Raw genomic sequence first — 24579 nt, 5'->3', positions numbered from 1 at the left:
TTACTCCGGTTTGGGGGCACTTTTCAGCTTTGATTTTAAAAAGGCGATGATAGCCGGGAGAAGCGATACGGCAATGATGGCAAGAATGACGACGGAAAAGTTGTCCTTGACTGCCGGTATGTTGCCGAAAAAGTAGCCAAGCATGGACGAAATGCCGACCCAGGCCGCCACGCCGACAAGATTATACGACATAAACCGCCCGAACGTCATACGCCCGATTCCGGCAACAAACGGTGTGCATTGCCGCACAAGCGGTATAAATCTTGAAAAAATAATGGCTTTTCCGCCATGGCGCTCGTAAAACGCTTTCGCCCTGTCGATATTTTCTCTTTTTAAAAACCGGCCCTTGGCCTGCCGGTAGAGTTTCTTGCCGACGGAATGACCAAGGTAATAATTAACACTGTCTCCCAAAATACCCGCCACCAAACAGATGAGGACGAAAACTCCCATGTCGAGCATGCCGGCCGCCGCGAAAGCGCCCCCGGCAAAGATGAGCGAGTCACCGGGCAGCGGCATAAAAAGGCCCGTCTCACAGAATAAAATGATAAAAATCAGGATATAGACGAGCACACCGTACCGGATGATGACATCATTTAAAAATGTGTCGATATGAAAGAGCAGATCAAATATGGAAATATCAGGCATGTATGGCTCCGTTTCGGCAAAAAATGTTCCCTTATGGCCAGTATATCATAAGCCAAGCACGCGGGACAGGGGTATTTTGTAAATTTTGTGTGACACTGGCGTCAGGCGCTGCGGTGCGGCAGGCCGTTAATTTTTGCTTCAAGCCGTGTACACGCCGCCCGAAGCGGCTTTCTATAATAGTAAATGTGCCAGATGAAAACAACGCCTGCTATCCCTGCAGACAGGGCGGTCATCGCACGACCACCAATACTCATGAAAATGCTCTCGGCAACGATGAGGGTGAAACACGGCAGATTCAGTTTTAATTCTTTCTCCACAGAAACAAGCCTCATCGTATCGGCCATCCGTATGATCACAACAATGAGATAGCAAAAAACGCCGGACGTCAGCGGCCCCCAGACACCGACGACATGAACAAGCAGTGCCCCCGCCGCAATATTGGCGGCGGCTCCCGCTATTGTCGACACCATAACCATCTTATTGTTTTTAAATGCATTATACAATGTGCCGAAATACGTGGAGTAGCAGTTAAGCATCGCCGTCACCATCAAAAGCGGCAGATACGTCATAGCCGCATAAAAATCGCCTTTGAGCATGAGCCGCGCCAGGATGGGCGTTGCCAAAATAACGGCGGCGCCGAACAAGAGAACAAGCGCCGAATAAACTTTGAAGATATTTGAAAAAAACAGCTTGCCGTCCGCGCTTTTGTGCTCCCGCGCGCTTGACGCCTGCCACGCCTGCTGAAACGTCCCGGCGGCAAGGTTAATGACGGCAGGCAGTTTGCTGGCCGCGGCGTATAATCCGGCCGTCGCAACACCGCAGGACCACAAAATGATATACCGGCCGGACATATTGGTCAGCCACCAGGACATCACGTTAAAAACCATTGGAAAGCTAAAAGTGAGGATCGTTTTCACCAGCTTCGGATCCCATTTTTCAAACACGATATACCGATGCAGCCCGGACGATATGATGATAAACAGCGTTGAGACGATATTTGATATCGTCAGCGATAATAGGTACCCCGCTGCCCCCATCCGGCAATAGATGAGCAAGATAATATTTGCCCCAAAAAGCGCCGCGACGTTTACAACGCCGCCGGCCGCGAACCGCCTGACGTGGCCAATCCCACGGACAAATCCAGCCAGAACCATTCTGACCGCGTATGTCACAATGATCAAGTAGGATAGCCATGTATACGGGCTATGGATAAAGGCCTGCAAGACACCTGTCAGCGCCGTAAAGACAAGAATACCTGAGAATAAAACGCGCAGGCTGTCCGTTAAGAGCTTTCTATGCTCAACGTCGCGCTCCACGGCAAACCGAAACGTCGCCTCATAAATGCAGATTGTCACGACCGGGAGCAGCATTTCCGTCAGGTTGTTGATAAGCTCCGCCGTGCCGTATGCCGCCGTTGTCAGCGTCACGGTATACAGCGGCAATAGCAGCAACTGAACAATTTTGACGAGCAGATTACCGACGGCGAAGACAACGGTGTCGGACAACAGTTTGATGTATCTGTTTTCTCTTTTCAATGGCCATCACATTTCTGTACTGTTTTTGTAAGTTTCGAGCACGCCGGTGTTTTCTTTTTTTCATAGCGGCTTTTGCCGTCCAGCCTAAGATACCGCCGCAGCTTGTTCAATGCCTTTTCAGGGCGCCGTAGGAGCCACCAGACAAGCAAAAACGGACGGGTCATGGTATTTAAAGTCTTGCCACCCCGCGTCAGCTGCTTGTTTGACATCATGAGCCTTTGCTGAAAAAAGCTGCGGCAAGTCTCTGAAAACCATTCGCCGCCATCGTCACAAGCCTTGTTTCGGATATCGGCATACGTCGGCGCAGCGATTTCCGGAATAGCCCCCATTGTTAGCAGCGCATGGCCGTTGACGCAGTAAGGCTCGGTGCAGTAATAACCAACCGGAATAAATTTAATCGGCTTTGCCGGGTCTTTGAAAATGTTCTGATTAACAGGCTGGCCGTAACATTGGCAGGCATCCCCCGTCGACATGTTGACCCACAGCGTCCAGCTACCGGCATAACAGAATTCCTTCCTTTTGACATCTGAAAGCGCCATTTTAAAGTCGAACATCGCCGAGCCAAGCTTAGACCAGGCGGCGACATACTGCTCCCTGCTCTGCGCTGTGAGGAGATACCGCCCTTTATAGCCGTCATTTCTGCCCACCGTCGCGTGGCAGACGGCCCCCGCGTTTGACCGGCAGAGCGCCATGATCTCATCGAGATGTGCTTCCTGTTCGTCACAGGGCATCAGCTCCAACGAAAACGAGCAGGGAGAGGCTTTGATGGCTTTGACGTTGCGCCAGAACTGCTCGAGAATTCGAAGGCGCTTGAGCTCGTTATAATGAAAAGAAATCTTAAATTCCAGCCGCGCCAGCAGCACCGCATCCATGGCCAGCAGCTGATTGATAACCTTCGTCACCGTGCCGTTTGTTACAATTTCGACGTAATGACCCTCCCGAAGCAGCGCGCGGGCGAGGTCTTCAATACCCGGTTGCAGGAGTGTTTCGCCCTGCCCCGTCAGATTGATGAGGCTCACACCGCCGAGCCGCTCGGCGGATAGGCACCGCGCGATATCATCCGGCGCGTAGGCGAGCGGCGACGATCGTGTGTCGTTCCAGATGTCGCGCTGCGTAAAATAACAATACGGACACTGCAAATTGCAGACGTTGATTGGGATATGCCCTAAAATAAGACGCTTCGGTTTATCCGGCATCAACCGCGACCTCCTCTCGTATCAGGCTGGTGAGCGCATTAAAAAAAGGCAGAAAATCGGCGTCGGTATCGCTCCGGCTCTCTTCGGAAAGCGCCTTTTTGACAGCCGCCGGGGCGTCGGCGCTTTTTTGAACGAATAAAACGCGGCCGGTTTCACGAAGCCACAATTCAAAAACGCCGCGCACCTTAGACGTTTTATTATCAAGCGCAACGCAGGGCGTCTTCGCCAGAAACGCAAAAATCATCCCATGCAGTCTATCCGTCACAACAAGCCGGGCGCGTGAAAATTCCGTCAGCTTTTTCTCAATCATCCGCTGTCGCCGGTGCAGCGGCACAATCGTCTGTATCACGGTGTCGGTCCCGTGCGCTGAGCAGCCACACGCTTTGGCAGTCAGAGAAAGCGCTTGCAGATCGCCCCGGATTTTTTCCCGGTCCTGCCGCAAACATAAAAGAACCGTGTTTTGTCGATCGACAATAGGCCCCTCCCGCCGGTACAGCAGGGCGATATCCGGCATGAGCAGGCAATGCCTTTCCTGAAATCCGAGCGCGTTTGTGGCAAACTCATACGAGCGCCTGTCCCGCACGCAGAGCGTCAAATCGTCGCAGCGCCGATACGTCTCCCGTGCGGCGCGGAGAATCGGCATATACGCTGACAGCGCCTCGTTGTAGTAGACCGTCTGCGGGAAAATGATGATCTTCCGGCGGGCAAACCGGCGCAAGACGGCCTGCATAAAAAGTTCGTCATCCGGCCACAAGTTCCCCATCCAGCCGCCGCCGCTGATAAAAACAATGTCCTGCGGACGGACGCATGGCGACACCTCGTTCGGATACGCCGCAAAAAGCTCTGTCGGAATGTCATAGACGGGAATATCGGGCGCAAGGCTGCGCAGATACTGCTGTTCCGCCGCCGCAATTAAATGATCGCCCAAATTGTCGTGAATCGGCGTTCCGAAAATGAAAAACCGCCGTACTGCCCCGTCGGCTCTGATACGCTCGGTATAGGCATGTGGGTTAAGCCCGGCCAGGCGGAGCTTCAGGCGCTTTAAAAAAGAAGGCGGTAACATTTTTTTCATCACTGCGCGAATGCGCTTGACCATTGTTTTCTCCTTTACTGCACGCGCGCCGGAGGGACTTTGTCCTCAATCCGTGCCAATGTTTCAAATAAGAGCGACGCGATGGCCGCCATCCCCCTGTCATTCGGATGCTTGCCGTCGACGAAAAAGTCGCTCCGCGTTACCTCCGGCAGCGCCGAGCCGCCGTCAATAAAATAGATATTCCGGTCCCCTCGTGCCACTGCCGATTCAAACGTTTTTCTGATGATGGCGCTTCTTTCTGAAGCTTCCTGTTGAGGGACGGACACGCCGCCCGACAATCTGGACAACAAAACGATCGGCAGCCCGGGCTGGCGCTTGCGAATCAGGCGGTAAAACGTCTCGTGCGTCCGCATGAGTTCGTCAACACTGGCATTGTGGTCATATTCCATCACGAGGGCTGATATATCGAGTCCGGCCAACAGGCGGGCAAGAAAGGGCTCGCCGCGCGCCGCGCCGGAAAATCCGAAATTATAGACATCCGTTTCAAGCATACGTGACAAAAGCGCCGTGTACGCCAGCCCAGCCCGGCTGCACGCGCAGCCCTGTGTGATCGACGAGCCGTAGACGGCGATGGGCTTTTGAAGCTTTTCGCGGCCGGGCGCAAACAGAATAGCGTCACTGTCAAGCCCCGCCACGATATGTCCAATTTCAGCGAACAGCGGGAAATAAACATAAATATCTCTTTTTTCACGCGTCTGGAACGCCATGTCAATCCGAATTGCCGCCGGTAACAGCTTTTCCGGCGTAAAACAGCCATACCAGAAAAACCCCTCCCCGTTGCCGACATAGACATCCGCCCCTGTTGCGCCAGTTGGCGGCATATGCGGAAATTCCATAATGTTCAGGAGCGTCATGCGAATTTCAATGTTCTTTGAATCCGTTGTAAAACGTAAGTATCCACCGGCCGGGCAGCGCCCCATTTTTTCAAGGTCTGGCCTGAGCCCCCGGCGCAAAAGGCTTTCCGGCAGCCTGCCGTAAATCGTGCGGCTCTGCCCGCAAAACGGCAGCCCGCCGATTAAAAAATGCGCGTCACTGACACTGAGGTACATCACTTTTCCGCGCCGACCGTATCGGCTGCCGTGCGCCGCTTGACGGACGGTGACATCTTCAGGCACTGCCCTCTTTGTGCCGTTTTCCGCGATTGATCGAAACTGCTTTGCCTGGCGGCGCTGCACCGGATGTGCGGCGTTGAGTCTGGCGCTTAATTGAATCAGGCTTTTTTTCAACAAGGTCATGGTTTCTCTCTCCGAAATACTTTATTTCTGCCAAAAGAATAAGTACGGCACAACGCCGCTCTTTTTTTCAACAAGCTGGACGACGCAGGGGATCATTAGCGTCAGCTGGGCTGTAATATTGAGGATTACTTTATCGTTTTGAAAACACCGAATAATACTTGGAATCAGACAAATGAAATAAATCGTGAAATATTCCCGCAGCCTTAAAATATTGACGTATTGCGCGGCCGCAAGGCCCACGGCGACGGAAATTAGACACGGCAGCAGCAGATAACGCAGTTTTTGCCGGTCGGCAGCGCTCAGCCCGAATGTACCGTCCGGGCGCGATTCTATCAGAAGTCCGACGGCGACAACGACGGCATAGAACAGCGTGAGCAGGATATTCCGCCCCTGTCCGGCGTCAAAGACCGACCGACCGATGGCGTTGTTGACATAGACGAGATACCGAGGGAAAAGGCGGCAAAACAAGCTGAGCGCCTCGTCAAATATGACAGAGAAAAAAAGCACCAGAATCACCGAGGCGGCAACGAAAATGCGCAGCGTTTTTTTGCTGACATTATTGGGCGTTGCCAGCAGAAATGGGACGAAGATGAGCGCCGTGTTGTGCACGCCGACGGCCAGGCTTGCAAGGAGTAGCCCCATCACAAACTTTTTTCGTCTGAGCACGCAGGCTGCCAGCAAGAGCAGCGACAGGGCGACATATTGCCGTGTCCCGTTCATGCTGAAGAAAAAGCAGTACATCGTGACGTAGCAAAGCGTCGAGACAAAGACATCGTCGGAAAAATTGTAGATAAAAACGGCAACCGAGACGCTGATTATCAGTGCGTTGAGAACGATGATTGCCCGGTCGTCTGGCCAGATAAAAAAGACAATTTTGTTATACAAATTATAGACCGGGGCTGACGGGACAATATCCCAAAAACGGCTCGTCGCCCCGATCTTATAAAAGATTCGGCTGTACGTCTCCGTGTCCGTTCCGACAGATGACGCCCGCAGCGCCATCAAAAGGCCCAGCAATAGAAACGCTCCTGCCAGAAACAGTTTTTTGCGCCTTTCTGGTCCGGCCTCACTTTTGATATACAAGCTGAAAAACGCGAGTGCGAAAATGAGGCCGACAACGACGAAATAAATTGCCATAGACGCCATTCCTTTTCTGTATTTACCGGAGCAGGCTGAAAACGGCCCGGCACAGCCCCGTGCCAAAGTAGGATATCAGTGCGGCGGCACGCGCTTTTTTACGCGCCGCGCGGTCATACAAAACATTGGCGCGGAGACGTTTAATCTCCTGCCAGAGCGCGTCATGCAGATCGGGAAACGATGATGGGGTGATTTTCAGAAAGAGCTGAAAAGTCATGCTCAAGCTCCGGCAGTCCATCGCACGGGTAAGGGCGGGGTATTTTTCTAAAATAGCCCGCCGCATCGTCTGAAGAGACGTGATCGCAACCATCTCGCGCCTGTCAAACGCGCTGTGCCGTATGCTCCCCCGGCGCTGCCGGTATAAATAAAGCCTTGCATTCGTATAGGCAACTGCGTCGCACATAAGCAGGAGCTTATACGTTGTGGACAAGTCCTCGTAGACTTCGCCGATCGGATAGCGAATATCGGAAAAAAGTGCCGTTGAGTAGAGCTTATACGGTGCGGAAACGTCGAATTTCTGATACAGCATGTGTTCCAGCGCCGTCTCTGTCTGAAAGACGGCTTCATCCGGCTTCTTCCTGTCGGGCGGTATAGCATCCATTTCATCAAACGTTGTCATCCCGCAGACGGCGAGCTTTGTTCCATACCGGCAGATGAGACGATACAACATTTCCACATACTGCGGCCGGACAAGGTCGTCACTGTCGACAAACGTCACATATTCCCCTGTCATTTTATCGAGCGCCGCGTTACGCGCAGCCGACAGGCCGCCGTTTTGCTGGTGAATCACTTTGACGCGCCTGTCGCGTTGCGCGAAATCGTCACAGAGCGCCCCGCACGCGTCCGGCGACCCGTCGTCGACGAGCCAGATTTCAAGATTTTGATAACTCTGACATAAGACGCTTTCGACGCACGTCGCGAGATACGCTTCAACCTTATAGACGGGGATAATTACGGTTATGAGCGGCCCTATGGCCTCATTTAAATGAGTAGGATATCTTTCCGACATCATCGGCCAGTCTCCTCTGCCGCTGCACAGCCTCCCACGGATTTTGATACAGTGCGCTCAGCCTTGTATTTTTCATTTCAGTGTTATACTCCCGAACGACATCGTCATGCGCGTTTTCAACGAGGCGTACCCAGTCAACACCGCCAGATAAAACCTTCGAAAGCGCCTTTTCCATATCGTCGTCGGAATAACACAGAAAGCCGTTAACGCCGTTTTTAATAACGTCCCTATTGCCCTCGGCGTCCATGGTGATGCAGATTTTCCTGAGATATAGGCACTCCAACAGCGCCAGCGAGAGCGACTCCCACAGCGTCGTAAAGAGGAAAATATCGCAGCCGAGCGCGTAGGCGATTGCCTCCTCCCGGCTGACCCAGCCGGTCACTTTGATATTGGGGCTTGTCAGAAGCGCCGCTGCCTCGCCGTCTCCGATCCACAAAAACGGGATTTCCGGGAAGCGCTGCGCCAAGCGGTTAAACTGCGCGGGATTTTTCTGCGCGCAGATTCTGCCCATCATAAACACCGTCGGCACAACACCAGACGGCGTCACACGGAGCTTTTGAACGGTCTCCTCCAGCTCACAGATATCAATGCCGTTATTAATACAGACGCTTTTTGACGTGACCGTTTTACTCTCGTCATATTCGCTCATACAGTCACAAACGGTAATGCACGACCGCTTCCCGGCGATTTTTTCAAGCCATAAGTAAAGTTTCCGTTCAAACCGCGTTGCGTTTTGCATCACGAATCCATAGGCATGCGGCGAATAAAAAAGCGGTATATCATCGCCGTTAACGGCCAGCCTTCCCCAGAATCCGGCGAAGGACGAGTGCAGGTGAATCACGTCCGGTTGCAGCTTATGGGCGATTTCCCGAATAGCATCAATCGCTTTGAGGTTTTTCAGCGGATTCATCGACCGACCGCAGCCCGTCATTTCAACAAAACGGACGCGCTGATCAAATTGGCCCATAAACCCGCTCGGTGTTTTTTCAATCATGCAAAACGCGATGGTGACCTCATACTTTTCCGCCTGCCAGTTGGCGCAGTCCCTGACGTAGTTATAAACACCGCCGCCGAACGCTTCAACGATATGCAATACTTTTTTCATCTTTCAAAACCCTTTCTGTCGTTTTCAGCGCCGCATCAATAACCTGATCCATATCCATATACTGATACGTGCCGAGCCGGCCGCCGAAAATGACACGCGTCTCCCGCTCGGCCAGCGTTTTATATTTTGAATAAAGCGCTCCATTGCAATCGTCATTGACGGGATAATACGGCTCCTGCCCGATTTCCCACCGCATCGGATACTCACGCGTGACAACGGTTTTCTCCTGCGCGCCGAATTCAAAATGTTTGTGCTCGATGATGCGTGTATACGGTGTTTCCCTGTCGGTATAATTAACGACAGCGCTTCCCTGAAAATTGTCGGCAGCAAGCGTCTCGGTCTCAAAGCGCAGGCTTCGCCAGGCCAGCACGCCCAGCGCATAGTTAAAATAGGCATCAATCTGGCCTGTATAGATGACCGTATCAGCAAGGTCGTTATAGCGGGCGCGGGCGGCAAGATAATCGCAGTTGACAATAACCTCTACACCTTCGAGCAGCTTGTCGATGAGCGCATTGTACCCGCCGATAGGGACGCCCTGATAGGGGTCGCTGAAATAATTGTTGTCGTATGTATACCGCACCGGCAGACGCCGGATGATAAAGGCCGGCAAGTCCCGACAGTCGCGCCCCCACTGCTTTTCCGTATAGCCTTTTATAAGCTTTCGAAAAATATCCGTCCCAACGAGGCTGATGGCCTGCTCCTCAAGATTTTCCGGTGCTTTCCCGCCCAAGGCAGCGCGCTGGTGCGCAATGATTTCTTTGGCTTGCTCCGGTGTCCTAACACGCCAAAGGCCATAAAACGTGTTCATATTAAACGGCAGGTTATACATGTCGCCTTTGTAATTTGCCATCGGGCAGTTGATAAAATGGTTAAAGCGCACAAACCTGTTAACGTACGCCCAAACCGTGTCGATTTTTGTATGGAAGATGTGCGCGCCATACTGATGCACCGTTATGTCTTCCAGCGTCCGGCAGGCGACATTGCCGCCCGTCTCGCTTCGCTTTTCTATGACAAGGCAGCGCTTGCCGTTGTCCGTCAATTCCCGCGCGCAGACGGCGCCGAAAAGCCCCGCGCCAACAATTAGAAAATCGTATTGTCTCATCTATTACCCCACGTTCCGATATCATCTGTAGCCGCCTCAAAACAGGCGTCTTCTTTTGGTATGTTCAATACTGAATATGTATGCTCAGCACGCGCCCCGCCCGAATAAGACGGCCGGTACCGTCAGGATGAGTATTTTAAAGTCGGTCACAAACCCTGCTTCCTCGATGTACTTTAGATCAAGCTGAACCCATTCGTCGAAACTCAGGCGGCTCCTGCCGCTGATCTGCCAGTAGCACGTCAGCCCCGGCGTTACAGACAGGCGCTGCATCTGATAAGGCGTATATTGCGAAACCTCACGTATCAGCGGCGGTCTTGGACCTACGAGTGACATGTCGCCACGCAAAACGTTAAAAAGCTGTGGCAGCTCATCTATGCTCAGCTTGCGAATCAGCCTGCCGATGCGTGTGACACGCGGGTCATGCGTGATTTTAAAAACGGGGCCGTCTTGCTCGTTAAGATGCAGCAGCTCCTTTTGCCGTTCCTCCGCGTCGCAGACCATGCTTCTGAACTTATAAATGGTAAACGGTTTTCCGTGTTTCCCGACGCGCGTCTGCGCGTATAAAGCCGGCCCCATAGATTCCAGCCGGACGGCAATGGCCGTCAGGAGCATGATGGGAGAAACAACGATCAGGATCATTAGAGAAAAAATAACGTCCAGCACGCGTTTGACAGCGGCATACCGCTCTTTTCCCGGCGGACCTTTCAGCGGCGGCGATAGTGAGAGAACAGCCTGCCGCTCCCCGCGTGCGTGAACCATCACGTCACCGGCTACATCATCGTAGCGCTTTTGATAACCCCAATGCGCCTCATCAAGCCCAGTCACATAGGTCGCACCGCTTTCAAAAAAACTGCCTGCTTTCATCTTCGCCTCCGTTATTGCCATTTATTGGAATCATTATAAATTGGTATTAATTGTAAATCAATAAAAATTTTGGGAAATTTTGTACAAAAATAACCGTGAAAGTTAAATGAGATTCGGCTGCATCAAAAAAAAGCGTGAAATCCCCTTGTTTGAAGGGAATTCCACACCCGGTTCGTTATGGGCGGGCACAGTCTGAAAAACAGGCCGCCACGCATCAAAGCACCAATTATGATGGAACAGAATTTTTTTTGTTGATTTATGGAATCATTATGTTATAATCAACTCATAATTTACCAAATTTTTGAATATGAGGTATTTATTGTGCGCCAAAAGGAACTTGATCTTCGACAGATTTTTTTGATTTTCCGTAAAAATCTATTCTGGATTCTGCTCGCGATGCTGCTCGGGGGAGGCGTGTCATTTTCCATTTTTCATTTCCTCGTCACGCCAAAATATGTGGCTACAACTTCTCTGTATGTTTTCAGCAACGCCGATAGAACACTTGACGCCATTACCTCTTCCGAGCTGACAGCGTCTCAAGAGCTCGTCAATACATATATTGTCGTCTTAAAGAGCGATACGGTTTTAGAAAAGGTCATCAGCACACTGAATCTTTCCATGACGCCGGACGATATTCGAGCCATGATGTCGGCCGGGGCCATTGATGCGACAGAGGCCTTTCGCGTCAGCATCACGAGCAGCGACGCCCGTGAGGCGCAGATGATTGCCAATACAATTGCAGCCGTCGCGCCGGCGGAAATTATCCGTGTCGTCAAGGCCGGCGGTGTCGAAGTTATCGACTATGCCAAGCAGCCGGACAAACCGTCGTCACCGCATGTTCTATTCAACACCCTTCTTGGCGTTCTGGCGGGTTTTGTTGCTTCGTTCGGTTTTCGGATTGCCGCGGTCTGGTTTGACACCCGCGTGCACGGGGAGGAAGACCTGCAGCAGCTTTTTGCTATACCGGTTCTCGGCACCGTGCCGTCACTCGCGGCTGTTCAATCTTGAAGGAGGCTCTCGCCATGCGGTTTTTTAATGGGGGAAAAAAGAATATCAGCTTTAATAAAAGCGACGCCAGAAAGTTGCTTCGGCATGACTCCCCTTTTGGGATCAAAGAGGCATACAGTTCCATTCGGACAAATATTCTGTTCACAGGCGCCGGTGAAAAATGCCCCGTATACGCCGTGACTAGCCCGCTCCCCAACGACGGCAAGACGATTAACTGTATCAATCTTGCTGTTTCCTTTGCCTTGATGGGGAAAAAAACACTGCTGATTGACGCAGATATGCGCAACCCAACCATTCATCATTTCTTTTCTGCCCCGCTGCAAAACGGCGTCAGTGAAATTTTAGCCGGTCTTGAATCAAACATTAATTTTGAACAGACGGACCTCCCGCTACTGAAGTATTTAAACGCCGGAAAAATTCCGCCAAATCCAGCTGAACTTTTATCCGGCAGCAGGCTGGACAAACTGATTGAAATTGCCCGCGAGCACTTTGATTACGTTTTTATTGACACGCCGCCCGTCTGCGTTGTAACAGACGCGACGGTTCTCGCCAAAAAAGTGACGGGCTATATTTTTATCGTCAAAAACGGCAAAAGCGACATCCGTATTATCAAGCAAGCCGTCGCCAGCTTAGAGCAAGTCGGAGCGACCGTCGCCGGCTTCATTTTAAACGACGTCAGCCCGAAAAGCGCGCCGGCATATCAAAGATACAGCACCAAGTATCAATATGCCGGCACCACGAATACGCGCCGATAAAACGGCTCACGCCGCCGAGATCCTTTAACTTCTGCTCATGCAAGACAAAAGCCCGGGCCATAGCGGCCCGGGCTTTTAAGGATTATTGTTTTGTCAGATACTGCTTCAACAGCGCCCTATTTGCCGTCAGGTCCGGCAAAAGAACGTCCATCTTCCGGATAACGGCCGGTTTAAACGTCCCGTCGGCGGGAATGCGCAGCGTCTGTGTGCGTTTGACGCCATTTTGAAGAATGGTATACACGTCTCGCAAAATATCCTCTTTTGTCATATCCGTTGTTAATAATGGCAATACCTTGTTGAGCAGATCGAGCTTCGCCGTCAGATTCAGGCGCGACGTCACATTAAAGGCCTGCAGCAGAATCGTTCTCTGCCGCTCAGTGCGCTCATAGTCGGCTTTCCCGATGTATCTGATTCTTGAATACATCAGCGCCTGCTGCCCGTTTAGATGGTTTTCCCCCGAAACGAGCGTTGATTTTGTGCTTCTGCTCAAATATGTGGCCTCCGCGCTGTTTAACGTGATCTCAAGGCCGCCCAGTGCGTCAATAATCGATGTAAACTGCTCGAAGTCGACTTCAATATTGCCGTTGACTGTGATGCCAAAGTTTTCTTTTATCGTCTCGTCAAGAAGCGCCATCCCGCCGAACTGATACGTTGCGTTGAGTCTGTTGTCGCTGAAGCCTGGAATCTGCACATACATATCGCGCATCAGTGACACCAGCGTCAGCACGCCGCTTTTTCTGTCATAGCTGACGAGAATCATAGAATCCGAGCGCCCGCGCTCCTGATTTGGCCTTTTGTCTTGGCCGATGAGGAGTATGTTAATCATATCCTGATCAGCGATCGGCTCAACGCCTTCCGGCCAGACAACGTCGCTTGGGTTGAGCAGCATCGCCTCGTTCCCAAAACCGGCATTATCGTCTGTATCAAACGTCTCATTTTCTCGCGGGATTGCTGTTACACTTCCGGCCTTTTTGATCTTTGACAATTCCATATTGATGAGAATGCAGCCGGTTATTACGATGATTGCCGCCATCAGCCCAGCAACAAGCAGCAGCCGTTTCGGGCGGCTTTTTTTCTTTTTGTCATTCTCCCCCATACACTTTGCCCCCAACGATATCTTTGGCCATCGATTCACGCCGTGTTTTATCGTGACCAAATTATATCAGGGGGCATAATAAATGTCAATATTTTACATTTATCTGCTTCCTATTCCTTTACCGGGCCTTCGATGACGATATTCAGCAGACTGTAGTCGTTGAAGAGATTGAGGTCATATGGGGAAACGTCTTTGCCGCCGGAATTGATGACGCGTACCTTCGGGCGCAGGCAGCATGCCTCGAAATTTTCCACGACGATTGCCGTGTCGCCGCTGGAGAGGCGAACGAGCGTACCAACGGGATACGGCGCGACCTTGCGGATAAAGATCTCTGCAATTTTTGGGTCAAAAACCGTTTCAATGTTCCCCATAATAAATTCCATCGCCTCAGACGGGCAGAGCGCTTTGCGATAAGGCCGCTCCGACGACAAGGCGTCGTAAATGTCGGCTAGTGTGATAATTCTGCCGAATAGAGAGATGCTTTTTCCGCTTTTTGCGGCGGGGTATCCCGTCCCGTTATATTTTTCGTGGTGGTCTCGGATGCCCGTATAACTTGACGTTGGCAGACGAAATTTTTTACGGGCATACTCATAGCCGAGCAGCGAGTGTTTTTTGATCTCCTCAAATTCCGCTGGTGTTAAAACATCCGGCTTGTTAATAATACTTTTGTCAATAAAAACTTTTCCGATATCATGGAGCACGGCGCTCAAGCCCAGCTTCCATAACGTTTCACGGTCAAGCTCCATCGCAATGCCCATAACGAGTGATAAAACGGCGACGTTGACGGAATGGGAATACGTATAATTGTCAAAGCACTTTAAATCAATCATGTTGATCATCAGGTGCTTATTTATTAGCAGCTCCTCAACAATGCTTTCCACCATCAGCCGGATTTCTTCAACTTTTTCTTTCCGGCTGGCTCCGCTCTTGGCATCAAGAAAGATTCTTTTGACGCCCTTCATCGTTTCAACCCGTAATTCGTCGCTGATGACGCTCATAATATCGATATCTCTCGATATATCGTCCTCGATGTAAATACCGGGGTACTTCAGCCTTTGAATGCTGTCGATGTACTTGCTGTTTAGAACAACGCCAACCGCCAGAAGCTTTTCGTTGTTCTTGCCATATAATGGTTTTGCAACCTGCATGCCGTCGCGAAGGCAGCTCGCCGGTACAAATCTCATGCGCTATCCCCCTCGTTCAAACCGCACTTGCCGCTGTATTAGTTTTTATCGACAGAAAAACCTGTTGAATTAGTCCAAAATTGTCAGTCTTTTAAAAATCTCAAAACCTATGCATCACGGTAGCGAAGCGCCATTCATAACTTTTTATTGCATTTTTTTGCGTCCCGTGCTATTCTAAAAAAAATTAATATCGTATCTTCAGGGCAGGGTGTGATTCCCTACCGGTGGTAAAGCCCACGAGCGCTATGGCGCAGATTCGGTGTAACTCCGAAGCCGACAGTATAGTCTGGATGAAAGAAGAATGTTTGTGCATGTTAATGCCGTTTGTTTATTGGCTCTGGAATGAATTATTCCAGAGCTTTTTATTCGAATCGGCAGAAAATGCGCATCATAAACGCCGGGAAGAACATTCCCGGCCTTTTTTGAGATGGACGTGAAAACATGACACATGAAACATATATGGGGCTGGCGCTTTCCGAAGCCGAAAAGGGCTGCGGCTGGGTCAGCCCAAATCCGATGGTCGGTGCCATCATTGTTAAAAACGGCGCGGTGATCGGCAAAGGGTATCACGAGCGGTTCGGCGGCCGGCATGCCGAAATTAACGCCCTCGCAAATTGCACAGAAAATCCTCGCGGGGCGACGCTTTATGTGACGCTGGAGCCCTGCTGCCACCACGGGAAAACGCCGCCCTGCACGGACGCTATCCTTGAAAGCGGCATATCCGAGGTTGTCGTCGGTGTTCTGGACCCAAATCCGCTTGTCTCCGGCAAGGGGCTCGAAGCACTCCGCTGTCACGGCATCCGCGTCGTCTTCGGTATCCTGGAGCAGGCGTGCCGCACGATAAACGACGTGTTTTTTCATTTTATCACCACCCATACGCCATACGTCGTTTTGAAATACGCCATGACGCTGGACGGTAAATCGTCAACACGCACCGGAAAATCGCGCTGGATTACAGGCGAGGAGGCCCGGGAATACGTCCACCGCATGCGCCATCGCTATATGGGCATCATGACGGGTGTTGGAACCGTTTTTGCCGACGATCCGATGCTGTCCTGCCGCCTGCCGGGCCATAAAAATCCGGTGCGCATCATCTGTGATTCATCCCTGTCCATCCCGATTGATTCCAAAATCGTCAGCTCCGCGGCGGCAATTCAAACATATATCACAACGTCTGCCCCGCCGTCGGAAAAAGCCGATCAGCTCATCAAAAAGGGCATCGGTCTTATCGCGGTTTCCGGCCAAAACGGCCGTCTCAACCTGCGGGAGCTTATGCAAAAGCTGGGGGCACTTGGTCTTGACAGCATTCTCCTTGAGGGCGGGCCTTCTCTCAATGCCGCGGCGCTCGAGTGCGGTATTGTTAATAGGGTTTGCGCCTTCATCGCGCCGACGATTTTTGGCGGCGAGGCAGCAAAGACGCCTGTCGGCGGCATCGGCGTTGAAAGCCCCGACGACGCCGCCCTGCTTGAAAACGGGCGCATCACGGCGCTGGGCCGCGATATTCTTTTTGATTATAGATTGAAATGAGGCAAACAGATGTTTACAGGTATAATTGAGGAAATCGGCACCGTCACAGCTGTTGCCAAGGATGCTCGCGCGTCAAGGCTCTCGATCCGGGCGGCGGCCGTATTCGGCGATTTAAAACTTGGTGACAGTGTCGCCGTCAACGGCGTCTGTTTGACGGTTTCGGATTTCGGCGGCAGCGTTTTCACGGCTGATGTCATGCACGAGACACTGGACCGCACAAATCTTGGCGCGCTCGTCCCTGGGCGCCGCGTCAATTTAGAACGCGCCATGAGCGCCTCCGGTCGCTTCGGCGGCCACATGGTGTCCGGTCACATCGACGGGACGGGGCGGATCATTGCAACGCGGCGGGACGGCAGCGCCGTCTGGGTCATCGTTTCGGCCCCGCCCGCCATTCTTCGATACATCGTTGAAAAAGGCTCCATTGCCATTGACGGCATCAGTCTGACTGTGGCGCGTGTCACAGCGCGTGATTTCTCGGTATCGCTTATTCCGCACACGGGGCAGGCAACAACGCTGCTGGATAGACACATAGGCGAGACGGTGAATCTCGAAAACGATATGATTGGTAAATATGTCGAACGTTTTGTGACAGCCGGGCAGGCGCCCCAAGCGGCGGGTGGCAGCGTAACGCGTGACTTTCTCATGCGGACAGGTTTTTAAAAAGAGGTGATTAAGATGTTTCAATTTCATACGATTGAGGAAGCCCTGGAAGACCTGAAACAAGGCAAAATTATCCTCGTTACGGACGATGAGGACCGTGAAAACGAGGGGGACTTCATCTGTGCGGCTCAATACGCCACACCGGAAAACGTCAACTTTATGGCAACAATCGGCAAGGGGCTCATCTGCATGCCGATGGGCGAAGCCCTCGTTTCGCGGCTGCGGATTCCGCAAATGGTTTCACACAATACCGACAATCACGAGACGGCGTTTACCGTCTCTATCGACCATATTTCCACAACGACGGGCATTTCCGCGGCAGAACGGTCCATAACGGCGCTTAAGTGCGTTGAGGCGACTGCCAAACCGGAGGATTTCAGAAGACCGGGCCATATGTTTCCGCTGCTGTCCAAGCCAAACGGCGTACTGGAGCGCCCCGGTCATACCGAGGCGACAGTGGACCTCATGCGTCTGTCGGGGCTTTCGGAATGCGGCCTGTGCTGTGAAATCATGCGTGAAGACGGCACCATGATGCGAACACCAGAGCTCGTTTTGCTGGCAGAAAAATTTGGTCTCAAGTTCATCACCATTAAAGCCCTGCAGGACTATCGCAAAAAGCACGACAAGCTTGTCTCATGCGTCGCCGTCACAAAAATGCCGACGAAATACGGCGACTTCACAGCATACGGTTACGTCAACAAGCTCAACGGTGAGCACCATGTGGCGCTCGTCAGGGGGGAAATTGGAGACGGGCGGGATGTCTTATGCCGCGTCCACTCCGAATGCCTGACGGGTGACGCGTTCGGCTCCGTCCGCTGCGACTGCGGCGAGCAGTTTGCCGCCGCAATGCGCCGTATTGATAAGGCCGGGCGCGGTATTTTACTGTATCTGCGGCAGGAGGGGCGCGGCATCGGCCTTGTCGGCAAACTGAAAGCCTACGAGCTGCAGGATACAGGTCTTGATACGGTACAGGCAAACCGCGCCCTCGGGTTTGAAGACGATGCGCGCGAATACTATATCGGCGCGCAGATTCTCCGTGACCTTGGGGCGAAAACGCTCCGCCTCCTGACAAACAACCCGCAAAAGGTCTATGGACTTTCCGATTTCGGGTTGGAAATCATTGAGCGCCTACCGATCCAGATAGACGCAACAGCGCACGACGCGTTTTACCTCAAAACAAAAAAAGAAAAAATGGGACATATTTTAAACTGAAAAGGAGCACCATCATGAAAATCTATCAGGGCAATCTCGTATCCGAGCATATAAGGGTCGGTATTATCGCAGCGCGTTTTAATGAATTTATTGTTTCAAAGCTCCTCTCCGGCGCGCTTGACGGGTTATATCGGCACAATGTGGACGATGGCGATATCGATGTGGCGTGGGTGCCGGGCGCATTTGAAATACCGCTTATCGCCTCAAAAATGGCTCAGAGCGGCAAATATGACGCCGTCATCTGCCTTGGGGCCGTCATCCGCGGGGCAACATCCCATTACGACCTCATTTGCAGTGAAATCACAAAGGGCATCGCCCAGACGGCGCTTCAAACCGGTGTCCCCGTTCTCTTCGGCGTCGTGACGGCCGAGACGATTGAGCAGGCCATCGAGCGCGCCGGGACGAAGGCTGGCAACAAAGGCTATGACGCGGCGCTCGGCGCCGTTGAAATGGTCAATCTGCTGCGAGGCATGGCGCAATAACGCACACGCCGTACGAAAAGCCCCCGACAGTGTCGGGGGCTTTTCGAAAAGAGAGGGCTTTTACGGGATAAACAAAATCGGACGTTACCTGCCGGGGGAGGATGGTACGTGTGTATGTTTAGAAGCAGGCGTCAAGCGGTACCGAATGGCAGGCGATTTCCGTTTTGATAGCTTTATCATATGCCTTAAATCCATCATTTTTGTGAATAGACTTTGAATAATTTGTTAATTTGTCACCGCGCGCCGGGCGGCCGCTCGTTTGAATCCAATGTCAGCGTAAACGTGAATTTCGTCACACCATCGGCGCTCGTGACGAAAATATCCTCTTTGTGATTGTCAAGAATTGTTTTGACAATATAAAGGCCGAGCCCCGTGCTGTCGCGGTTTTCGCTCCGCGACCGGTCTGTTTTATGGAATCTGTCGAAAATGAGCCGCATCTCCTCCGGCGGTATCGTCTCCCCAGTGTTTTCAATAGATACGAAGGCCCGCTGTCCCTGCTTCCATAGACTGACGCGCAGGGTCGAGCCTTGCTCGGCAAATTTGACGGCATTGTCGATCAGGTTGTAGACAACCTGCGTCATCGCATCCTGATCGCCGCGGGCCGTCATCGGCTCCTCCGGCAGCGCGGCATCAACGTCCAGCCCTTTCGCGTCAATCTTGCTGCCAAGGCTTAAAAGGGATAACCGGATGATTTCCGAGATATCAAACCTGCCGCTTCGCAGAATCTCGGCGCTTGTCGACTGGATGCGGGACATGTCGAGCATGTTGCGCACGAGTCTTGACAGGCGCTTCGTCTCAGCAGATATGACCTCCAGATACTCGCGTGAGTTTTCCTGCGGGATCGTGCCGTCAAGGATACCATCTGAAAAACCGGAGATGACCGTCATCGGTGTCTTGAGCTCATGGGAGACGTTGGCGACGAATTCACGGCGCAGGCTTTCCGACCGCTCAAGCGAATCAGCCATCTTATTGAAGGCGTCCGTCAGCTGGCCGAGCTCATCATCCCGGCATGTCTCAGCCACGCGCGCCGTGAAATCGCCCCGGGCAAAGCGCCGGGCCGCCAGGGCCATTTCATTAAGCGGCTCGGCCTGTTTCTTCGACGTGATGAGCGTGATGAAAAAAGTAAGCACCAGCACAAAAAGAGAGATCATCAGAAAAACACCGGAGAACTGCCGCCAGACATGGATCATCTCGGTCGATTCGCTTGAGAGCAGCACATACCCAACGATGATATTGCCGCTCGTGAGCGGCACACCAACGACGTATCGGCTGTCGTCATAGACACCGCCAAGGTCGGACGTTCCGCTGTACCCGGCGTCGGATGTGATCTGTGAAAGAATGCCGTGCGGCACGTTTCTGCCGATGTGCGGGCAGGTACCATCCTTGTCCGAGCAGGAGATGACGGTGCCGGTTCTGTCGGCAACCAGGATATCAAAACCAGTCGTCTTCGACATGACGGACAGCGCCATACGCATTTCAAAGCCGCCGAGCTCATACCCATTGTTGAGCGCTGAAATGTAACGGACAACTTCACCGGCCGTTTTTGACATTGTCTCTTTCGTTTCCGCGACGACGAGCCTGTAGCTCCAGGCCGAAAAAATGGCGCCGAGGAAGAGAAAGCTCAGCAATACGATGCTGGCCGTCATCATAAAATTCCGAAAATATAGGCTTTTCATGCGCCGCTCAACTCAAATTTATAACCGACGCCCCAAACAGTCTTGAGTGACCATTTCTCGCTGACGTTCTCAAGCTTTTCGCGCAACCGCTTAATATGGACATCAACCGTCCGCGAGTCGCCGAAATAGTCAAAGCCCCACACTTCGTCGAGCAGCTGGTTGCGCGTATAAACTCTGTTCGGCGTCATGGCCAGATGGTATAAAAGCTCCATTTCCTTTGGTGGGGCGTCTACTTTCTTCCCGTCGACAATGAGCTCAAAGGAATCCATATCAATAATCAGCTTATCAAAAACAAGCTTTTTGGCGGCGGTCTCCTCTTTTGTCTCGGTCCGGCGCATCACGGCATGAACGCGCGCTAAAAGTTCTTTGACCTCAAATGGTTTGACGACGTAGTCGTCGGCACCCATTTCAAGGCCCGTAATTTTGTCAAATGTCTCCCCCTTGGCCGTCAGCATGATAATCGGCGTTTTTGATGTGCTTCTGATTTCACGGCAGACGCCCCAGCCGTCCAAAACGGGCAGCATGATGTCCAGCAGAACAATATCGGGTTTGATCCGTTCAAATTCGCTGACGCCTTTACCGCCGTTGTCGGCAATGGCGACGTCAAATCCGTCCTTTTCAAGATACAGTCGCAACAGTTCGGCTATATGAATATCGTCCTCAATGACAAGCGCTTTCTTTGGCAATGAGCTCACCCCTCTAACCCTACAATTCGCGGCATTATTGCCGAGATTATCATAATACGCGCCTGGAGACAATGGTGAACAATTTGTTAACCGCAAGGGAACAATTTGTTAACCGGCGCATCAAACGCTTTACCGGACTTCCCGATACATGGCGCCTGCATCAGATTTCTGGGCGTATTCATTAACGGCGAGCACCTCAACGCTGAGCGTCCTCTGCCCGAAGCGGATGTCAATAATATCACCGATTTTAACGTCGTACGACGCTTTGGCAGGCCGCCCGTTGACCGTGACGTGCGCGCTGTCGCAAGCGTCATTGGCTACCGACCGCCGCTTAATCAGCCGCGAAACCTTCAAATATTTATCAAGTCTCATAGAATTCTCCGTTAAAACGTAAAATGACGGCACGAAACACCCGTGCCGTCATTATATCACAGTATTTGATCAAGCGCATGAATCTGACCGGATAACCCGCGCAGGTTATTTCGCAACGGCATCCTTCAGGGCCTTGCCGGCCTTAAACTGCGGCGTTCTCGAAGCAGGAATCTTAATGGCTTCCTTTGTCTTCGGATTGCGACCGGTGCGTGCGGCACGATCCTTGACGTCAAAAATGCCAAAACCAACGAGCTGAACCTTTTCCCCGGCCGTCAAAGACTCGGTGATGGCGTCAATGGCGGCAGCAAGCGCCTTCTCGCTGTCTTTTTTCGAAAGACCGGAATTTACGGCAATTTTGCTGATGAGATCTGCTTTATTCATTAGTACCGTCCTCCTAAATAAAATGCATTTGTTTATTTTAAAGAAAAATACGCTCGCTTTATTCGTACTTTTTCTCTAATGCCTCTTTAACATGCGTATAGAGCTTGTCCATTTCCTCGGGTGACAGAGCGCCCAGTTCTTTTCCGCTGTCGCGGGCGGCCGTCTCGAGATGTCTGAACCGGCGGGAAAACTTATCGCACGCGCCTTGCAGGGCGTCATCCGGGTCAATCTGCAGAAACCGCGCGACATTAACGGCGGAAAAGAGCACATCACCAAGTTCTCCGGCGGTGTCACCGTTTTGGCCGACGGCGTCCGTCAGCTCGCGAAGCTCTTCAGAAAGCTTGTCCAGCGGCCCCGTGATATCCGGCCAGTCAAAACCAACCTTTGACGCCTTTTTTTGCATTTTTTCGGCACGCCACAAGCCCGGCAGGCTTTTGGCGACGGCGTCGAGCGCATCGGCGGTCGTCTCGTGGTTTTTCTCCGCGCGTTTAATGACATCCCAGTTGTCGATCACCTCGCCGCTGCCAGAGACAATCAAATCCCCGAAAACATGCGGATGGCGGTTGAGCAGCTTCCGAACGGACATGTCGGCCACGTCGTTTAAGTCAAAGCGCCCGGCATCGGCTTCAATATCCGAATGAAAGATCACCTGCATGAGCACATCGCCCAGTTCCTCGCAGAGGTGCACGGGGTCATTCTCATCAATCGCTTCGACAGCCTCAAAGGCCTCCTCCAGCAAATTGCGCCGGATGCTCTCGTGTGTTTGTTCGGCATCCCATGGGCATCCGCCGGGCGCGCGCAGGATTGAAACGATTTTTTTCAGGTCATAGACGTCATAGCGGTCTTTGTTTTCAAAATTTACCATACTTTCCCCCGTTCCGCAAGCTTTTTATGAAACTTTTTTAAAAAAATCGTTGAATTTACTTGATTTTAAGAAAGCTTGCGATGATTTCACCCTTGGGGACGAACTTCATATCCTCCCGCGTGACCGTTTTTGTCGCAATAACGAGAGCGCCGTAGACGACGACGGCGGCAACAATGGCGCCTGTTAGATAGACGGCAAGCGCCAAATGACCTGTACCGAGTGCCTTTGCGCCCACTTTCGCCAGCAGTTCATAGACAGACCACGCCGTTACCCCCATGGCGGCCGTGCAGAGCGCCGGTTTGATGAACGCCGGCGCGAAGTTCGGTTTGTGACGAACCGTTACGGCGATAAAAACAAAGTTTAGCACGGTGATGATAAAGTAGCAGGTCAGCGTGCCGATTGGAGACCCGATAATACCGACAGACGGGTTGCCGACGAGCACCCAGTCGAGAACAATTTGAATGATACCGCCGACAGGAAACGTGAACAGCGGGATTTTTTCACGACCGCTGGCCTGCAAAAGCGCCGTTGTCATCAGCTGCATGCAGACAAAATACGCGGCGATGCCGAAGATCGACAGCAGCGTTGGCCCGACGGGATTGCTATGCGGATAAAGAACGTTGAAGATTGGGTACGCCAGAATGCACAGACCAACTCCCGCCGGCATAGCGAAGAGATTCGTCAGCTTCATTGAAGAGGCTATAACCTCCTTGGCGTCCCGATACCGGTGTGTCGCCAACGCCGCCGAGACAGCCGGGATGATGCTGATGGTGATGGGCACAATTAAAAAAGACGGCAGCACGAGAAGCGACAAGCCTTTGGAATAAACGCCATAAAGCGCGACCGCGTTTTCGGGCGCAAAGCCCGCGCCTGTCTGTAAACGCAGCAGGACAAACTTTGTGTCAAGCAGCGTTAGGATATTCATAAAAGACGCACCGAGCGTGATAGGGATGCTGACTTTGAAAATACTCAAAAGAACATGTCGGCGACTGTCGGTTGTTGCAACGTCATCGTATTTTTTGTTCCTGTAAAACGTCCTGTCGATTTTCCGCTTAAAATAAAACATAACGGGCAGCGCCAAGCCAAGGCCGAATGTGACGCCCGAAATGGCCCCGGCCGTCACAACGGGCGAGGGATATCCCGCTCTGAGGAGAAACCAGACGATGGAAAGGCCGAAAATAAGCTTACAAGAGACCTCGATGAGTTGTTTGACGGCCGTGGGATACATGTTTTCGTGCCCCTGCCCGTATCCCTCGTAGACCGAGACGATACAGACAAAAAAGACGGCCGGGGATAAAATCCGGATGGCGGCCGTTGCCTGGCCGTCGTTCATAAAAAGAGCCAGTTTGTCGGCATAAACAAACATAACGACAGAAAAGAACGCGCCAACGACAGCAAACGCAGGCAGCGCCATGGAAAAATAGCGCCTGACGAGACCGCGCTGCCCAACGGCGACGGCGGCAGAAATCTGGCGGGACAGGGCGACTGGAATTCCGGCCGTCGAGATGGTAAACAGCAGTGTGAAAATTGTATATGTCACCTGAAAATGACCGGTACCCTCATCCCCGATCATATTATACAAAGGAATTTTATAAATGCCGCTGATGATTTTGACGACGATCGCCGTCGCCGCCAGGATCGCCGCGCTCTTCATATACGATTGCTTGTTTTCAGACAATATATTACATCCTTCCCGTGACCCATACGGGATTATTGACAGTCGTGTATACACTATATTCAATAGCGGCTCATTT

The 24579-nt window shown here is 52.1% G+C and carries 24 protein-coding genes and 1 riboswitch; of the genes, 6 read left to right on the top strand and 18 right to left on the bottom strand.

The genetic code is table 11. The features are described 5' to 3' along the window. The 10 genes from IZU99_00620 to IZU99_00575 form a co-directional block, all read right to left on the bottom strand. Positions 1-645, bottom strand: a complete 645-nt coding sequence (locus IZU99_00620) for a VTT domain-containing protein (protein UOO37804.1) — start codon at positions 643-645, stop codon at positions 1-3. A 101-nt stretch (positions 646-746) separates the two neighbouring features. Then, a complete protein-coding gene (locus tag IZU99_00615) occupies positions 747-2180 on the bottom strand; it encodes a lipopolysaccharide biosynthesis protein (protein ID UOO37803.1) in 1434 nt (477 codons plus the stop codon). Further along, positions 2177-3376 (bottom strand): radical SAM protein, encoded by a 1200-nt coding sequence (locus tag IZU99_00610; protein ID UOO37802.1) that lies wholly within the window; start codon positions 3374-3376, stop codon positions 2177-2179. Before IZU99_00610 ends, IZU99_00615 begins: the two co-directional genes overlap by 4 nt. After that, positions 3366-4472, bottom strand: coding sequence for a polysaccharide pyruvyl transferase family protein (locus tag IZU99_00605; protein ID UOO37801.1), 1107 nt, complete (start codon positions 4470-4472; stop codon positions 3366-3368). The genes IZU99_00610 and IZU99_00605 overlap by 11 nt, the downstream gene beginning before the upstream one ends. Before the next feature lie 11 nt (positions 4473-4483). Next, the gene (locus IZU99_00600; protein UOO37800.1) at positions 4484-5704 is read right to left on the bottom strand and encodes a hypothetical protein; all 1221 of its coding nucleotides are present in this window, start codon (positions 5702-5704) and stop codon (positions 4484-4486) included. A 21-nt stretch (positions 5705-5725) separates the two neighbouring features. Beyond that, positions 5726-6841 (bottom strand): EpsG family protein, encoded by a 1116-nt coding sequence (locus IZU99_00595; protein UOO37799.1) that lies wholly within the window; start codon positions 6839-6841, stop codon positions 5726-5728. A 22-nt stretch (positions 6842-6863) separates the two neighbouring features. Continuing rightward, a complete protein-coding gene (locus IZU99_00590; protein UOO37798.1) occupies positions 6864-7853 on the bottom strand; it encodes a glycosyltransferase family 2 protein in 990 nt (329 codons plus the stop codon). After that, positions 7819-8955 (bottom strand): glycosyltransferase, encoded by a 1137-nt coding sequence (locus IZU99_00585; GenBank protein ID UOO37797.1) that lies wholly within the window; start codon positions 8953-8955, stop codon positions 7819-7821. Before IZU99_00585 ends, IZU99_00590 begins: the two co-directional genes overlap by 35 nt. Then, a complete protein-coding gene (glf, locus tag IZU99_00580) occupies positions 8930-10057 on the bottom strand; it encodes a UDP-galactopyranose mutase (protein ID UOO37796.1) in 1128 nt (375 codons plus the stop codon). Before glf ends, IZU99_00585 begins: the two co-directional genes overlap by 26 nt. Before the next feature lie 84 nt (positions 10058-10141). Continuing rightward, entirely contained in the window at positions 10142-10921 is a 780-nt protein-coding gene (locus tag IZU99_00575) for an exopolysaccharide biosynthesis polyprenyl glycosylphosphotransferase (GenBank protein UOO37795.1), read from the bottom strand. A 321-nt stretch (positions 10922-11242) separates the two neighbouring features. Between IZU99_00575 and IZU99_00570 the strand changes: the two genes are divergently transcribed. Next, on the top strand, positions 11243-11929 hold the full coding sequence (locus IZU99_00570; GenBank protein ID UOO37794.1) for a hypothetical protein: 687 nt from the start codon (positions 11243-11245) through the stop codon (positions 11927-11929). A 14-nt stretch (positions 11930-11943) separates the two neighbouring features. Further along, entirely contained in the window at positions 11944-12684 is a 741-nt protein-coding gene (locus tag IZU99_00565; GenBank protein ID UOO37793.1) for a CpsD/CapB family tyrosine-protein kinase, read from the top strand. 82 nt (positions 12685-12766) lie between these two features. Here the strand turns inward: IZU99_00565 and IZU99_00560 are convergent, their stop codons facing one another. Together IZU99_00560 and IZU99_00555 are read right to left on the bottom strand one after the other, a co-directional pair. Next, positions 12767-13780 carry an LCP family protein gene (locus IZU99_00560; protein UOO37792.1) on the bottom strand — a complete coding sequence of 338 codons (1014 nt, stop codon included), beginning with the start codon at positions 13778-13780 and terminating at the stop codon, positions 12767-12769. Between the two features lie 110 nt (positions 13781-13890). Beyond that, positions 13891-14964: an HD-GYP domain-containing protein gene (locus tag IZU99_00555; protein ID UOO37791.1), complete on the bottom strand. Its 1074-nt coding sequence runs from the start codon at positions 14962-14964 to the stop codon at positions 13891-13893. A gap of 190 nt (positions 14965-15154) precedes the next feature. Next, positions 15155-15270, top strand: a riboswitch (FMN riboswitch). 135 nt (positions 15271-15405) lie between these two features. On the opposite strand from IZU99_00555, the gene ribD reads away from it, so the two are divergent. The 4 genes from ribD to IZU99_00535 are packed head-to-tail and all read left to right on the top strand — an operon-like array spanning position 15406 to position 18845. Then, entirely contained in the window at positions 15406-16491 is a 1086-nt protein-coding gene (gene ribD, locus IZU99_00550; GenBank protein ID UOO37790.1) for a bifunctional diaminohydroxyphosphoribosylaminopyrimidine deaminase/5-amino-6-(5-phosphoribosylamino)uracil reductase RibD, read from the top strand. A 9-nt stretch (positions 16492-16500) separates the two neighbouring features. Beyond that, positions 16501-17151 (top strand): riboflavin synthase, encoded by a 651-nt coding sequence (locus tag IZU99_00545; GenBank protein ID UOO37789.1) that lies wholly within the window; start codon positions 16501-16503, stop codon positions 17149-17151. 15 nt (positions 17152-17166) lie between these two features. Beyond that, positions 17167-18363: a bifunctional 3,4-dihydroxy-2-butanone-4-phosphate synthase/GTP cyclohydrolase II gene (locus tag IZU99_00540; protein UOO37788.1), complete on the top strand. Its 1197-nt coding sequence runs from the start codon at positions 17167-17169 to the stop codon at positions 18361-18363. 14 nt (positions 18364-18377) lie between these two features. After that, a complete protein-coding gene (locus tag IZU99_00535) occupies positions 18378-18845 on the top strand; it encodes a 6,7-dimethyl-8-ribityllumazine synthase (GenBank protein ID UOO37787.1) in 468 nt (155 codons plus the stop codon). 233 nt (positions 18846-19078) lie between these two features. Here the strand turns inward: IZU99_00535 and IZU99_00530 are convergent, their stop codons facing one another. From IZU99_00530 to IZU99_00505, 6 genes are all read right to left on the bottom strand, one after another. Further along, on the bottom strand, positions 19079-20521 hold the full coding sequence (locus IZU99_00530) for a HAMP domain-containing histidine kinase (GenBank protein ID UOO37786.1): 1443 nt from the start codon (positions 20519-20521) through the stop codon (positions 19079-19081). Beyond that, entirely contained in the window at positions 20518-21207 is a 690-nt protein-coding gene (locus IZU99_00525; GenBank protein ID UOO37785.1) for a response regulator transcription factor, read from the bottom strand. Before IZU99_00525 ends, IZU99_00530 begins: the two co-directional genes overlap by 4 nt. Before the next feature lie 129 nt (positions 21208-21336). Continuing rightward, positions 21337-21579, bottom strand: a complete 243-nt coding sequence (locus IZU99_00520; protein ID UOO37784.1) for an RNA-binding S4 domain-containing protein — start codon at positions 21577-21579, stop codon at positions 21337-21339. A 105-nt stretch (positions 21580-21684) separates the two neighbouring features. After that, positions 21685-21960, bottom strand: coding sequence for an HU family DNA-binding protein (locus IZU99_00515; protein ID UOO37783.1), 276 nt, complete (start codon positions 21958-21960; stop codon positions 21685-21687). Between the two features lie 58 nt (positions 21961-22018). Then, positions 22019-22825: a nucleoside triphosphate pyrophosphohydrolase gene (mazG, locus tag IZU99_00510; GenBank protein UOO37782.1), complete on the bottom strand. Its 807-nt coding sequence runs from the start codon at positions 22823-22825 to the stop codon at positions 22019-22021. A gap of 55 nt (positions 22826-22880) precedes the next feature. Continuing rightward, complete coding sequence (locus IZU99_00505; protein ID UOO37781.1) at positions 22881-24503, bottom strand: polysaccharide biosynthesis protein; 1623 nt, start codon at positions 24501-24503, stop codon at positions 22881-22883. Positions 24504-24579 lie beyond the last annotated feature (76 nt).

This window comes from Oscillospiraceae bacterium CM (assembly GCA_022870705.1).
In the GTDB taxonomy this organism is placed as follows: Bacteria; Bacillota; Clostridia; order Oscillospirales; family Oscillospiraceae; genus Sporobacter.
Note: the sequence above shows the minus strand (reverse complement) of the source record. Positions and strands in the feature narration are given on the sequence as shown.